The sequence below is a fragment of the Bacillota bacterium genome (genome assembly GCA_012837335.1).
Lineage (GTDB): Bacteria > Bacillota > Limnochordia > Darwinibacteriales > DTU012 > DTU012.
Genome location: DURM01000015.1, coordinates 41,310 through 55,900, shown reverse-complemented (window position 1 = coordinate 55,900; position 14,591 = coordinate 41,310). Strand labels below are relative to the sequence as shown.

The 14,591-nt window shown below is 46.5% G+C and carries 15 protein-coding genes; all 15 read left to right on the top strand.

Annotated elements, in window-relative coordinates; translation table 11 throughout:
* Positions 1-168: 168 nt before the first annotated feature.
* The 15 genes from GX019_02475 (at position 169) to GX019_02405 (ending at position 14,227) form a co-directional block, all read left to right on the top strand.
* The gene (locus GX019_02475) at positions 169-582 is read left to right on the top strand and encodes a hypothetical protein (GenBank protein ID HHT36024.1); all 414 of its coding nucleotides are present in this window, start codon (positions 169-171) and stop codon (positions 580-582) included.
* Between the two features lie 16 nt (positions 583-598).
* Positions 599-1,276, top strand: a complete 678-nt coding sequence (locus GX019_02470) for a hypothetical protein (GenBank protein ID HHT36023.1) — start codon at positions 599-601, stop codon at positions 1,274-1,276.
* A gap of 31 nt (positions 1,277-1,307) precedes the next feature.
* Positions 1,308-1,733 (top strand): hypothetical protein, encoded by a 426-nt coding sequence (locus tag GX019_02465; protein ID HHT36022.1) that lies wholly within the window; start codon positions 1,308-1,310, stop codon positions 1,731-1,733.
* A gap of 134 nt (positions 1,734-1,867) precedes the next feature.
* A complete protein-coding gene (locus GX019_02460) occupies positions 1,868-2,515 on the top strand; it encodes a YjbH domain-containing protein (protein HHT36021.1) in 648 nt (215 codons plus the stop codon).
* Between the two features lie 32 nt (positions 2,516-2,547).
* A complete protein-coding gene (locus GX019_02455) occupies positions 2,548-3,294 on the top strand; it encodes a hypothetical protein (GenBank protein ID HHT36020.1) in 747 nt (248 codons plus the stop codon).
* A gap of 39 nt (positions 3,295-3,333) precedes the next feature.
* On the top strand, positions 3,334-4,452 hold the full coding sequence (locus tag GX019_02450; GenBank protein ID HHT36019.1) for a YjgP/YjgQ family permease: 1,119 nt from the start codon (positions 3,334-3,336) through the stop codon (positions 4,450-4,452).
* A gap of 16 nt (positions 4,453-4,468) precedes the next feature.
* Complete coding sequence (locus tag GX019_02445) at positions 4,469-6,613, top strand: LPS-assembly protein LptD (protein HHT36018.1); 2,145 nt, start codon at positions 4,469-4,471, stop codon at positions 6,611-6,613.
* A gap of 27 nt (positions 6,614-6,640) precedes the next feature.
* Complete coding sequence (gene lptC / locus GX019_02440) at positions 6,641-7,105, top strand: LPS export ABC transporter periplasmic protein LptC (protein HHT36017.1); 465 nt, start codon at positions 6,641-6,643, stop codon at positions 7,103-7,105.
* Entirely contained in the window at positions 7,098-7,679 is a 582-nt protein-coding gene (locus GX019_02435; GenBank protein ID HHT36016.1) for a hypothetical protein, read from the top strand. The genes lptC and GX019_02435 overlap by 8 nt, the downstream gene beginning before the upstream one ends.
* A gap of 91 nt (positions 7,680-7,770) precedes the next feature.
* Positions 7,771-9,918 carry an ABC transporter permease gene (locus GX019_02430; protein HHT36015.1) on the top strand — a complete coding sequence of 716 codons (2,148 nt, stop codon included), beginning with the start codon at positions 7,771-7,773 and terminating at the stop codon, positions 9,916-9,918.
* A gap of 11 nt (positions 9,919-9,929) precedes the next feature.
* Positions 9,930-10,658, top strand: coding sequence for an amino acid ABC transporter ATP-binding protein (locus GX019_02425; GenBank protein ID HHT36014.1), 729 nt, complete (start codon positions 9,930-9,932; stop codon positions 10,656-10,658).
* A 97-nt stretch (positions 10,659-10,755) separates the two neighbouring features.
* A complete protein-coding gene (gene fabZ / locus GX019_02420) occupies positions 10,756-11,208 on the top strand; it encodes a 3-hydroxyacyl-ACP dehydratase FabZ (GenBank protein HHT36013.1) in 453 nt (150 codons plus the stop codon).
* A 2-nt stretch (positions 11,209-11,210) separates the two neighbouring features.
* Positions 11,211-12,350, top strand: a complete 1,140-nt coding sequence (locus GX019_02415) for a hypothetical protein (protein HHT36012.1) — start codon at positions 11,211-11,213, stop codon at positions 12,348-12,350.
* Positions 12,351-12,367: 17 nt separating this feature from the next.
* Positions 12,368-13,087, top strand: a complete 720-nt coding sequence (gene lptB / locus GX019_02410; protein HHT36011.1) for an LPS export ABC transporter ATP-binding protein — start codon at positions 12,368-12,370, stop codon at positions 13,085-13,087.
* A gap of 39 nt (positions 13,088-13,126) precedes the next feature.
* A complete protein-coding gene (locus tag GX019_02405; GenBank protein ID HHT36010.1) occupies positions 13,127-14,227 on the top strand; it encodes a DUF3084 domain-containing protein in 1,101 nt (366 codons plus the stop codon).
* Positions 14,228-14,591 lie beyond the last annotated feature (364 nt).

Here is a 14,591-nt window from a genome sequence, read left to right as displayed (position 1 = left end):
TTTTGATAAATATAATTATGTAGTATTAATAAAATGAAAATCTAAAACCCAGGCAGACACTTGATTTGGCTAGCTGCCTGGGTTTTTTTGGATTTGCACCATTACAGAGCTTGCTGTTATAATATATTTGTTATAAATAGTAATCATTATAAATTGGGAGGGTTACCAGTGTTGAAGCAAAAAGGTTATCTTGGTGGCTTAGTCACCCTTGTTGCTATCGCACTTTTAGTTGTCTTTGTTTGGGTAAGCACTGTTAAAGGACAGGCGGACACTCAGATTGGTATCGTTAATACTCAAGCGGTGTTCACTCAGTATTTGGCAGGACCTTTATTCGAAGCTCGCGATCAACTTCAAGCAGAGTATGATGATAAAGCTGCTGATTTAGCTGATGAAGAAGCAGCTAAGCTGTTTATGGAGTATCAGGCAAAGCTGGAGACATTGGAGCTGGAATACAGCAACAAAGTAGATGAAGCGGTTGAGAAAACTGCAAAGGCCAAGGGTTTAAAAGTGGTCTTGGATGCATCAGCGGTGCTTCACGGCGGTATTGACATTACCGAAGATGTTTTAGCAGCTTTAAAATAATTAAGGAGCATGCGCAGTGAGAAAAACATGGCTGTTAATTGGTCTCGCATGCGTGTTGAGTATAAGTTCTGCTGTAGTTTGGATTTACAATTTATCAAAACAGTCCGGTGAGGGAGCCAAGGAGCAAACTGCTTATACAGAGCAGGTTTATGAGGCCTATACTGTGGAACTGCAGAAGCTGATTGAAGATTATGAGCTGCAGCTGGAGCAGTACCATCTCATCTTGAGGCAGCAGGCTGAAAGTGATTTTGAAGAGCAGCTTGCTGCCTCGGAAGCAGAGTTTGCAGTTAATGTGGAAGCCTACCTGGCACAGCTAGAATCCGAGTCTGCGGAACTTGCTGATAAACTGCGCCAAAGATATGAGCTGCCCATTCTCAATGCTCAGCTGCGGTTAGCAATTGTCAATTTGAGTGAGTCTGAGCGCGTTCAGCTTGAAGAACAGCTGAGCGAAATGCGGGCAGAGTACGCGGTCATGCGTTCTGAATATGAGCAGGAACTGAATCAAAAGCTGGAAGTCTTTAAGGAGTCTGAAGAAAAACGACAGAAGGAAAAACTACTTGCTTTTGAAGAAAGTAATGCAGAAAAGCTGGGCAGGATGTTTGAGCAGTACAAACAGAGATTGGATGCCGAACTGGCAGCCAAAAAGCAGAAGCTAGAAGCGGATATGCGTAGAGCAGCTGCGGTCAGGGAATAATAGTCACTGAAAACATAAGGCGGTGACTGCGATGAGAAGATATATTCCCTGGCTGTTGGCTGCTCTCTGCGCATTGGCACTGATTTGGGTTTTGTACGGCCAGAACGCTTCCCTTGAACAGATTGGACTGATTGACATGGGTAAGATCTTAAGCGAAAGTGAATATGCCCAGAGGTTAAATGAGCAGTTAGCTGAAAAATACGATCAGTTGATTACTCAGCTGCAGAGCAGTGATACGGAAGGAATTGATGAGGAAACAAGGGCTGATCAGGAGCGAGCGGTTTATGCCGAGTACCTGCGGTTTAGACAGGAGCTGGAAACGGAATTCCAGGCAGCCTTAGCTAAGGCCATATCGGAAGCTGCTGAAGAAGCAGATCTGCAGCTGGTTCTGGATGTGGATTTAGTGAGGTATGGCGGGAAAGATATCAGCAGTGAAGTCATAAAACGCCTGCGCTGAGAGAACTAGTATAGATGGGACAGTACCGGTTCCATCTATTTTTTGATCCAGCAAATACCGATCTGGTAAAGGAGGTAAAAACTTTTATAAAATAGAATACTTATCCTAATTAGGAAAAGGGAAGGAATGAGTTTATGCACGCTAAATCACACAAATTACTGCTTGTATTGATCTGTGTACTTATAATCGGGCTCAGCAGTATCACTGCTTCAGCTCACAATATCTATGGTTCGACCGGCCTAATCAACATACCTACTGCTTCAATCATGCCCAGTGGTTCGGTAGGTGCTGCTTTTCATCAGCTGCGCGGCGGCGGCCATTTCTCAGTTGTCCTAGGCGCTTTTCCAGGTGTTGAAGTTGGCTTAGCTTCACATTTTAAGCAGCACTCCCAAACCTTTTCTGGCAGCGTGAAAGTGCAGATCCTGCAGGAGCAGGATTATCCTGCTGTGGCGGTAGGATTAACCACGGATGGCAGCCAAGCCAGTTACTATCTTGTGGGAAGCATGCAGCTTGGTATTCCGGGAGTGAGGGGACATTTAGGCTTCGGTTCTGGTCGCTACAGCCGAGGTTTTGCCGGAATCAGCAGTGTCTTAAATCCAGTCTCTATTGTCAGCAGCGATCGTAAGTTCACAGTTCCAGTTACGTCCCTGCTGGTCGAGCTGGATGGCACGGGCTTAAACGCAGGTGTTTCCTTGAAGTTTAATCAAACATTGGATGCAAGGCTGATGCTGATGAATTTTGATAGTCTCGGACTGGGTATCAGTTATTCTCACCGCTTCTAAGAAGGTATTTCACTAGCTATGGAGGGGTTTCAGTGAAATCAAAGATCGGTTTGTTAGCACTTATGGTCGGGATGCTGATAGTAGTGGGAAGCAGCTGCATGGTAGTTGAGGCAGGAATCGCTGTCAGTGGTGACTTAACCTACAGCGTACAGAATCCGGCTGGTTTGTCCGGATTGGTTACCCCAGAATTTGCCATGAAATTGCGAATAATGTCAGAGAACTCTCAGCAGTACTTGTTCAGCTACGCAGAACCTGATTACGGAACCGGCGCTGGACTGATTCATTTCATCTGGCAGGATGCTGAGCGGCAGTTCACATATGCAGTGGCAAAGGAATTGGTAGAATCAGCTGATATAGGCATCGCCTTACACTATATCAGTTATCCTGAAGTTGAAGATAAGTATATCAGCACCGATCTGGGTCTGCAGCTGAATTTTGATGAGCTCAGCTGGCTGCGCTTTGGTCTCTTGGCAGAAAACTTTGTCCATCTCAAGCTGGGAGAAACTGAAGCTGATCTGCCGACCAACATTACGGTAGGAGTGGCTGTTGATCTTGCCGGCTGGGGAGTTGTGACTGCGGATCTGTATGACGCTTGGGATACTAATTCTGCTCGCAATCTGAAGGTGGGAGCCGAGTTTTATCCCATTGACAGCTTGACTCTGCGTGCCCGCTGGAGCGGTGATCTAGGTTTGGGTATCGGGTACAAGCATCAGCAGCTGCGTATTGATTATGATTGGTCTGCCGGAGACCATCAATTGGGTTTCGGATGGCAGTTCTAAAATAGTATCAAAAGGCAGGAGAGAAAAGGGGATTAGAGGATGATTCAAACAAAGCAGTACCGAGCCTTAACGCTGCGCGGCTCAGCTATTTTGGATCGGTATACTCTGAGGGAGTTTTTCTGGCCCTTTGTATTTTGTGTAATCGGCTTTACAGTAATCCTCTTAAGCGGAGTGCTGTTTGAATTGATCGATCTGTTCTTAGTCAAGAAAGTGCCGATTCGAACTGTAACCAGAATGCTGATTTATTATCTGCCTGGGATTGTTGTGATGACTCTGCCCGTAGCCGCGCTTTTCTCAACGCTTTTAAGTCTAGGCCGCCTCAATCAGGACAGTGAGATGATTGTCATGCGCAGCAGCGGTCTGCCGTACTGGCGGATTATGATCCCGGTGGTTGCTGCCGCTTTGCTTATCAGCGGCGCGACCTATCTGCTTAATGAGGAAGTCGTACCCTGGACAAACCATGAGTTTCAGAAGCTGTTTCGGGAACTTATTTATCAGGAAGACTCACCGTTGATCGAAGAGAATGTTTTCTTTTTAGGGGGAGAAAACCGTTATTTTTATATCAATGAGGTCAACAAACAGCACCGAATCCTCAGGAATATCTTGGTTTACGAAACTGAACCCGATGGCTTTCCCCGTCTTATTACAGCAAATTCCGGAACTTATCGGGATAATTTCTGGTATCTCGAGGATGGACTGGTGCAGAACCTCGATGAGGATGGATACGTAAGCTACCAGACCCGCTTTGAAACGATGCAGATTGTTACTCCTGATTCATCCGATTTATATTTTGGCAACCAAAAAACCAGTGATGAAATGAGCCGCAAAGAGCTGAAAGAGCATATTGACAGATTCCAGCGGAGCGGCTTAAAAGTGCTGTCGTTTGTAGTGGACTATCATTTGAAGCTGGCGCTGCCGATGGCGTCGTTCATCTTTGTTCTGTTCGCTGCCCCGTTAAGTCTTTTCAGCAAGAGCAGCAAATCATTCGGTATTGCAGTCAGCCTTGTTGTTACTCTGCTGTATTACGTTGCAACACCTGTCTGCCGCTCGCTTGCGATTAATGAGGTAATTCCGCCTCTAGCGGCTGCTTGGCTGACCAACAGCATCTTTGCGCTGACTGGCATTGTTTTGTTGATTCGTGCTGATCGACTGCATTGAGATGAAGGTGGTATATTTGCGCAGAAAAATTGTACCAGTACTGCTGATTTTGTTTGCTGCGCTGATCAGCACAGCCGCAGCAGCTGAAAACCAGCCGATTACGATCGAGGGCGCTGATACAGCGCGGTGGGATATGAAACAGCAGCTGCTTTATGCATCCGGCAGTGTGGTTATTAGCGTCGATGGTCTGGTGCTGAAGGGAGAACAGCTGGTCTGGGATTTAAACAACCAAGAGCTGTATCTGGAGGGCAGCGTCCTAATGGAGCAGGGCGAAGCCTATCTTGAAGGTGAAAGCCTGGTTTATAATGTTGTTGACGCTAAAGGAGAGTTTGTCAGCCCACGGACACAGTTGGTTTCAGAAAAAGTGAAAGGTCCGATTTTTGTCTTTGGAGATCGGGTTCACATTGACTCGGAAACCTACTTTATGCATGATGGTGTGCTGTCTACCTGTGATATGAGTGAACCTCACTATCATCTGGCAGTCAGCGAGCTGGAAATCTATCCCGGTGACAAAATGGTTATCCGCGGGGTGCGCTTTTATGAAGGAAAGCTGCCGCTTTTCTATTGGCCTTATCTTGTCATTCCTCTTGATGATGAAGAATTCGATTTTACGCTGCCGGAAATTGGCTACAACAGCAGCGATGGATATTATATCAAGAACCGCTACAATTACTATATCAGTGAAAACGCCAGCGGTTCCCTGCTTTATGATTACTACACCCGCAAAGGCTTGGGTTTAGGTGTTAACCACAATTACCGCCATGATCTTCTGGGAGATGGTACCGCAGCATTTTATGCTCTGCCTTTTGCTGCCAGCAAGTATCTGATGGCGCAGGTTCAGCATAAGTATTCAGGTGATAATTTCACGCTCAGTACCAGTAATGCATATCTGCGGGAGTATCAAAACGCTGTACTGAAGCAGGACAGCTCCAGCTCCACCAGTTTTTCGTATCAAACTGAAGCTATGCGGTTAAACGGCAGTTTTAACTACCGTTTAGATCAAAAAGGAGAGGAAAAATCCTCCACCTGGACTGCTTCAGGCAGTTGGCGGTACCAGCTGAATCCCAGCTGGGATATCAATGCCAATTCTAACATAACAGCAAAAGACGATACGAAAACCCGGAATCACCTAGTGGAGACCAGCTATCGATATCAGAACCACCGCTTCAACCTGGCAGTGGAGCAGAAATACAATCCGGATCTGTTGGATGAGCTCAAAAAACCAGCGTGGAGCAGCATCAACCGCATGCCCGAGTTTACCTGGCAGTGGTACAACCCGTCTTTAGCCGGTGCAGCATGGCCGGGTCAGTTCCAGGTTTCACAGGGCAGGTTCAGCGAATATCCTGCTGATGTAACCGCTTGGCGGATTGCGCCTGCAGTGGAACTGTTCACCCAGAGCTGGCGCTCTGATTTCGGAACTACACTTACGTACGGTGGTAATCTAACAGGTTATTTTTATGATACTAATCAGAGCCAGCAGTCTGTGTATGGCCGTTTCGGTTTGACTCAGCAGCTGACGGATACCACCAGAGTAACCGCTAATTATCAGAAGCGCTTGGTATGGGGCGAAACTCCGTTTAAATTTGATAAGTTAAATGAACAGGACCAGTTGACTGGTACCTTTAGGTATTCTAAGCAGCCGATTACTCTCACTGTCAGCAGTGGCTATAATTTTCTCAACCAGCGTTTCAACAATCTGCGAACCCAATTAAATTACAGCGGTTCCGGACAGCCTGTTACAGCCAGTTTGGCAGTCAACTACGATCTAAACAACCGCCGATTCGGTGAGTTAAGCGGAAGCATCAACTATCGGCCTCAGACTGACTGGGTTTTCAATGTTGGAGCGGTGTACAATATTCACAGTCAATCGCTGAAGCGGGTTAATGGGAAAATTGTCTTTGATTTAACTGAAACCCTTAAGCTCAGCTATGATGTGGTTTATGAGCCGGAAAAAACGCAGAAATTGAGTACCGGGAAACTAGTGTTGACCCTCGATTTGCACTGCCGCGAGCTGGTGATGAGCTACGATCAGGTGAGGGAGGAATTTAAAGTTCAGTATTCTATTAAAGCCTTCCCGAAACTGCCGATTGAGATCAGTTCAAAGGAAGGAATCAGCTTCTTTGAGCTTGAGGATTTGAAAGATACGTTCGGAAGCAATTAGCCTGTCGGATAGAGGCGAGGTGAGTTCATGACCCCACGACATAAAACTGCAGTCATTGCAGTGATCGTTATTACAACTATCGTCGGAGTTATTCTTGTGGTCCGCCCGGAAAGTGATGGTCATGAGATAGAGACAGCGGATCCCGGCGTGATTTTGGAAAGAGTTTCCCTGGTGGGTAACGACAAAGGCGTTCGTCAATGGGAACTGACTGCCGAATCACTGCGGCAGGAAAACAGCTTAGTTTATTTAGATCACCTCGATCAGATGATCATCTTTGCAGCAGAGGAGCCGCGATACTACCTTTCTGCGGATCAGGGGATATGGTCCCCGAAACAGAATGAACTGCACTTGAGCAGCAATGTCACCGTTGAGGATCAGTCAGGATTCTATCTGGCTACCAACCAGCTGGTTTGGTATGGTGCCAGTGAGTATATTGAATTTATGGGGGATACGTCTGTAACCATACATCAAGGAGGAAAAGGCGATGAATAGGGTAACTGCTCTGATAGTGATATTTACAGTGGTGGCACTGGCGCTTGTCAGTGCAGGCGCGGCAGCCCAAGAAGGTTCGGGAGAAATAGAGGTCGGCATAGTCGGTGTACCCGAAGGTGTGCGAGCGGGTGGCTTTGATTTAAAAACAGAGATTTTTACAGCCGACGTATCCCAAATTGAAGGGGCGTATGTGCAGATTAAATATGAGGGTATTATTGTAATTGGTCAGATTGTTGAATTTCGCCGCAAGGACAATTACCTGGTTGTGACCGGTAATGTCCAGGTTGAGCAGGATGATCTGTTTTTAACTGGTGATAAAGTTGAATATTATACGGAGCAGGAGAAGATGATCGGCACCGGCAACCTCAAAGTAACAACTAAGGATGCGGTTGTTTGGGCTGATCAGATGGTGTTCTTGAGGAATGAGGACAAGGTAGACTTCCTCCAGAATGTAATTGTGGAAGTTACGGATGCGGAGATGTTTGGAGAGCATTTTGTTATGCTGAGAGCTGAAGAACAGATGGAGTTTATCGGACCATTCCGCGGTGAATTTCGGCGAAATCAGGCTGAATAGGTACTAGTTACCTCTGCTAGCTGTTATTACCGCTTAAAACCCCTCCAGCTGGTGTGTTATAATGAAAACACCAGGTGAGGAGGGGTTTTTTATGTTCAAGTTCTTTCGTGATGGCTTTTTTCGCGATTATATAATATTAATTTTGGTGACGATCATTGTTGGAGCCGCAGTCTCCTCAGGAGCAGCCTGGGCAGTGGATTCGTATTTTGGTGATACAATCCAGGATGTGATTGGCGACAATGGAGAATATGATCTGATCCTCCATGTCCGTGAAGCGTCTAAGGAAGCGGCACTGCGCGAATTGGAAAGGATAGCAGACCAGCAGTTTAAGGGAGCGGTAATCAATCAAACGATCTCTGTTGCAGGTCAGGCTAATTTTCTGTTCGGATTTCCACAGGAAGCAAAAACTGAAGACACCTTCTCCCGTCTGCCGTCGATTTTCAACGGTGTGCCTGGATTAAGCAGTTATACAGTTATTGTAGAACCAAGTGTATTGGTTCGCGGTGTGCATCCTAGTGTGGCCCAAACACTGCAGCAGCGCTTTAATCAGCTGGATGGTGTTGATTTTGCCTTTAAAGATGGAAAGAATATGCTAGTTGTATTAGAGTCCGCTGAACATTCGAAAGCGGTAATGAATGAAATAAAAAAAATACTCAAAGAGTATCAAGTATTAGAAGTCCGATTTCCGATTGGATTTGAAGTCGATGTGCAGAAAACCGCTGATCAAATAGTCAAGGTGCTGAAGGAACAGTATCAGTCCGCCGATTTAGCTAATGTCTCATCAGCAGAATATGGGGAAGAACTAGATGCCCTGATGAAGACTTTGGTTGAGATGCGCCACTTTTTGTTGAGCTATGCTTCGAAAGTCAGGATTGATCTTAAGCCTAATTCAAATCTGGTTGTCGGTGAGCAGATTATCGTGCAGGGCATGAGTGCAGATGCGCCTGAGGTTGGTAAACCGATTGAACCAGATCATGTGTTAATTGAAGTGCTGGAGGTTCAGGGCAGTCAAGCCCAGGGAATGATTGTATCCGGATCTATTGCTGATGCTGGAGAAGCACTCACTCAAAACGGGTACAAATACCGCAGTGATAATATCGTTGGTGAACAGATTGGTGAGGTACGCCTGGAAAACGAGCGCTATCGGTTGAATTATGCTATCGATGAAAGTCTGCGGCTGTTGGAAGAGCTGGATGAGCTTTCAGTAGAGGCAGCAGTGGCAGTTGATAGGGCTGATGCTGTTTTGACTACATTTCAAGAAGCGCTGATGCAGCTTGAAGTGCTTCAGGTGCAGATGCGGCAGTTGAATGAAGGTTTAGCCGAAAACGGTGTGCAGTCTACAAGCGAGCAGTTGATTATCTCGCTGTTTTTAAATGGCCTGCTGAAGAATATTGCTAAAAGCGGTTCTGAAAGCGCAGAAGAATATGGTCTGGATACGCTGGAAAATCTGGATGTGGCTTCGATGCGCTCCAGCCTCAGCAGTATCGCTGATCAAATCAGCAATGTACAGGACATCGATGTGCAGGCGATTATCGATCAAATAGCTGACATCCGCGATAGTCTGCCGGAGCTTGATGATGAGGAGATCGGAAAATCAGTGCGCCTAGTTGACAACTATATCGGCGGGCAGGTAATACCCGGTGAGCGCATTCAGATTCTGGTCGAAAATGCTCAAATCGATGAGGAAAAGGTTGAGCCTGTGATCCGCGATCATCTAGACAATCAATATCTCAACACTTACTCCATCTCGGTTGGTACTGTAAATCCAGATACGCGAACAGAAGTATTCCGCATCCTCAAAGAGGTGCGTGCTACTATTGCTGGTATGCTGTCAATTGTGTTCGTTGGGATCTTTTTGATGCTGGATCACGCAGCAGTTTTCAGTACTCTCAAGTGGTTCAGAGTAAACAAGAAAGCTTCCCAGAGCCGCTTGGGCCGCTGTTTTAACCCGATTGTAATTCTTGGAGCAGCAGTGGGAATGATGATGCTGGCAGCCACATACACTTTGGCCCGCGGGGATATTCCTTATGTTTCTGGGAGTGCAGTCGTCATTACTGGGGCAGTGCTGGGCGGTTTGATTGGCGTGTTTTCGGAGAAATTCAGTCCGGTTCACAAAGATGAAATCATGGCAGGATTGTCCTTAGGCTTAAGCAATGTTCAGATCATGCATGAAATTGTGATTCCTGCCGGTAGACCGGGGCTGCTGAACTTGCTGAACCGCACAAAACAAAGATTTTAGGAGGGATCCAAATGCTGAAGATTAAAGGTTTGAAAAAACAGTATGGTAAACAAGTTGCTGTTGACGGCGTAGACTTGGAAGTCCAGCGCGGTGAAACAGTCGTGATCATGGGTCCCAGCGGGTGCGGTAAATCAACAACAATCCGCTGCATCAATCGTTTGACAGAACCGGATGAGGGTGAGATTTTGTTTGACAGCAGATCCGTACTGAATTTAGACGGCGAGGAACTGCGCAGCTTCCGCAGATCAGTTGGTTTTGTGTTTCAGCAGTTCAATCTAATTGCCAGACTAACTGTGCTGGAAAACGTCATGTTTCACCTGGTTTTAGCCGGTGTTCCCCGGGTGCAGGCCGAAGCTAGAGCGCAGCAGGCCCTAGCTAAAGTAGGCTTGAACGGGATGGAAGCTAAACGTCCAGCCGCGCTCAGCGGTGGTGAACAGCAGCGGGTGGGTATAGCCAGAGCCTTGGCTTCAAACCCGCAGCTGATGCTCTGGGATGAACCGACGGCTTCCCTTGATCCGATTTTAGTTGGTGAGGTATTAGAGGTGATGGAGGAGTTGGTGCGGACAACCAATACAACATCAATCATAGTCACTCATGAAGTCAGCTTCGCTTTAAAAGTTGCGGATCGCATTGTCTTAATGGATCGAGGTAAAATAGTTGAGACGGGTGCACCTCAGGATATCTTCACTTCTCCCCAGTCTGAAATCGGCCGAAAATACCAGCGGTTGATTGCCGGCTGAGCCCTGGCAGGAAAAAACTTTTTAGTGCCGAACTATTAAAACAAGCCGAGGGAATCTCGGCTTATTTTCTAAATTTGTTAAGCAAGAAGGTGGATACCTGGTGAATATTGATCAGATCCTACATCAGCTCCCTCACCGCTATCCGTTTCTGATGGTGGACAGGGTGCTGGAATGGGAAAGAGGAAAAAGGTTAGTCGCAGTTAAAAATGTAACTATAAACGAGCCCTTTTTTCAGGGACATTATCCCCATTTTCCTGTCATGCCGGGCGTATTGATCATTGAAGCCATGGCTCAAGCAGGAGGGCTGGCGGTAGCAGCCGATCCTGATTCAGATGATCCAGATGAAACTTTGGTTCCGCTTTTAGCCGCTGTCAATCAGGCGAAGTTTCGAAAAATGGTGCGGCCCGGAGATCAGCTGGTGATTGAGATTGAGGTGCTGCGGGCCAGAAGCCGGATTGTAAAGGTCGCCGCAAAAGCTGAAGTTGACGGTGAAACTGCAGCGGAAAGCGAGCTGACTTTTGTGCTTACAAAGAGAGGAGCCAATCAATAACAATGGCACAGAAACGCATCATGATCATTGGCAGTGATAACTCTAGTGATCTTTATGGAGCTCAATTAGCACAAGCATTAAAGGGGGTTATACCGGATCTGGCGCTGCTGGGAGTTGGCGGAGCGCTGATGGATGAAAATGGTGTGGAACTCATCTATAACATTTCGGAATTAGAGAACCTGGGTGGATTCGAGGCGCTCAGGGCTTCTCATGTTGTTAAACGCTTGGTTCAGCGAATCTCAGAAGCGATGGATAAATTCCAGCCCGGCTTAGTAATTCAAATCGGGCTGCCGGTATTCAGCTTAAAATTAGTTGAATTGGCAAAGACCAAGGAAATTCCGGTTGTATATTATAATTCCCCTTTAAATTGGGACACTGAAGATGTTAAGATATCCCGTCTCGCAGAGGTGGTGGATAAGGTAATTGCGGTTTCGCGCTATGAGTCTGAGCTGTGTCAAAAGCACGGCATCGATGTAGAATTTGCGGGCCATCCATTAGTCGATATCGCTGCTGTAAAGCCCAGGCCTGAAATGATTGACGAACTGAACTTAAGCAGTGATAAGCCAATTGTGGCACTTGTACCGGGACTGCGGGAAACTGAGGTAAAAGTCTATCTCCCCACATTATTCAAAGCAGTTAACCGAATCAATGTTGAGGAGCGCGCAGTGCAGACCGTAGTAGCTGTTCCCCAGTCAATCAATCAGGGATGCTGCGACAAACTGATTGAAAAATGGGATGTAGATGCGGTGACATTCACTGATGATGTATATGGGATTCTTAACTATGCGGATGTGGCTGTCGTTACCAGTGGATCAGCAAGCATACTAGCAGCTTTAACCCATGTGCCTGCAGTAGCAGTACATAAAGTAGCTACTACAACTTACTTTTTAAATAAAATGCTGCTGCGCAAATCTCCATTTGCAATGATCAATTTTTTGATGCAGGACAGTGTAGTTCCGGAATTAGTCCAGAATGATTTTACTGAAGCTAAGGTTGCTGAGACAGTAGTTGCTTTATTGGAAGACCAGGATGGCAAAGCTGAATATCTTAAAAAACTGAAGCGTCTGCCGGCTGAATTTGGAACCAGCGGAGCTGTGGCACGAGCTGCGCAGATCATTGCAAAAATGCTGAACATCGGTTAGAAGGAGCGGTCGAGCCCGTGAGTATTGTCGCCACAGATTTAGTTAAGCGCTATGGGAAGCGGACAGTAGTAAACGAAGTAAGCATCCAGGTTAAACGCGGTGAAATCGTTGGCCTGCTCGGTTCTAATGGCGCAGGCAAGACCACAACTTTTGCGATGATTGTCGGTTTAGAGCGGGCAGATGCCGGTGCAATTATTCTTGATAACCATAATATTACCCGCATGCCAATGTACCGACGCGGACGGATGGGAATTGCCTATCTGCCGCAGGAGCCGTCAGTGTTCAGGAAGTTAACGGTTGCTGAGAATATAATGGCAGTGCTATCTTTGAACCAATTAACCCATGAAGAGCGCCTGGATAGACTGGAGAGTCTGCTCAAGGAATTCCGCTTAGAACATGTGCGGGATCAGAAGGGGTACCAGCTGTCCGGGGGTGAGCGCAGAAGAACAGAGATTGCTAGGGCTTTAGCAGGCAATCCTTCGTTTTTGCTTCTGGATGAGCCTTTTGCGGGAGTGGATCCCATCGCTGTTAGTGATATTCAGCAGATTATTGCTTCCCTAAGAGCGAGAAATCTGGGTATATTGGTCACCGATCACAATGTTCGGGAAACCCTAAGAATTACTGATCGGGCTTACATTATGCACGAAGGCAGGATTCTGGTTTCAGGCGGGGTGGCCGATGTGGCAGAAGATCAGTTGGCGCGGCAGTACTACTTGGGCAGTGAATTTCGATTGTAGTGCAGAAGCTGGAAAGTAACTAAAAGGGGTGAGCTGCGGATGTATGGATTTACATTAATATTAATCCTTGCCTTCATCGGGGGAGTAATCGCTTACATCGGTGATAAAATCGGCATGAAAGTCGGTCGGAAGCGGCTCACTTTGTTTGGTCTGCGTCCAAAATACACCGGAATTATTATTACGATTTTTACCGGTATTTTTATTTCTGTGGCTTCGATTGTTATCCTAACAATCGCATCTGATGATGTGCGGACTGCGCTTTTTGAGATGAAGGAGATTCAGGAAACTCTCGCCCGCAACCAGCAGCAGTTGGAGCAGAGTGTGGAGACAATGGCGCAGATGGAGCAAGATCTGCAGACACTTATTAAGCAGCGAGATGCTGCTGCGGCAGATTTGGCGCTGGCACAATTGCACTTGGAGGAAACACGCGCTCAGTACAATGAGCTGGAGCAGATGCGTGCTCGACTGCAGAAGGAATATGATGAGCTGGAAGCGGAATATGATGAACTAAAAGTCGTGCAGTCCTTTATTCGGTTAGGTAACGTAGCTTTTCGCTCAGATGAGATTATTTACGCGCAGGTAATCGAGGCCAGTTCAGATCTTGAGGAGAACTACACCCGCCTTTATGATGTTTTAAAAACTGCCGACCGAGTTGCTTATCAATTAGGAGCCAGGGTTGACGGTGATTCCGAGTCTGCGATCATCATTCCTCAAGATGCTGTGGATTTTGCTGCTTTGTACATTCAACAGGAGCAGGGCTTGTTTGTGGTGCGTGTGCTGTCAGAAACAAACACGGTTGTGGGAGAGCCGGTCAAAGCTTATCTAGGCATCATCAAAAATGAATTGGTTTTTCCAGAAGGCATGGTACTTGAAGAGACGGTACTCGATCCTGATATTGAGATCGATTTAGACAGGGTGATTCTGGAGCTTCTAAACAAGGTCAATGCTGTGGCGGTCCGGGAGGGCATGATCACTTCGATTGGCGGAGGAGCAGTCGAGGTTGACGGCAATGAATTCATGAAAGCAATAGCACAGGCTAAGGAAGAAACCGGCAGAGTGAGAATACGGGCTGTTGTCCTAGCAGATACGTACGCTGCCGAAGGCCCTGTTAAACTTAAGCTGGAAGTTACTTCGGATTAGTGACAGACGCGCGGATATTTAGTATAATAATGATGAAATGAAAAAGTAGTTATGGTACCGTGCTGTAACTACTTTTTCACCATATCTACCCTCAAAAAAATTATTTTTCATAGAAGGAATATACTTGAGAAGTGTAGAAAGAGAGAAAAAGATAGTCTTGTGAAGTAGGTCTTTTTCCTTTTTTCTAACTATGTAATAATGATTTGGAAAGGAGGAGTTCGTCTCATACATAAAGTATTATATCTACTAAGGCCAAGTCGCAGAGGAAGTTGAAATCAGCGGCGGAGCTGCTATGGCGAGGAAACAGGGAAACTCGTTGTGCGGCTATGCTGAACTGATCGAGCAGAGGTTTGGCAAAATATTA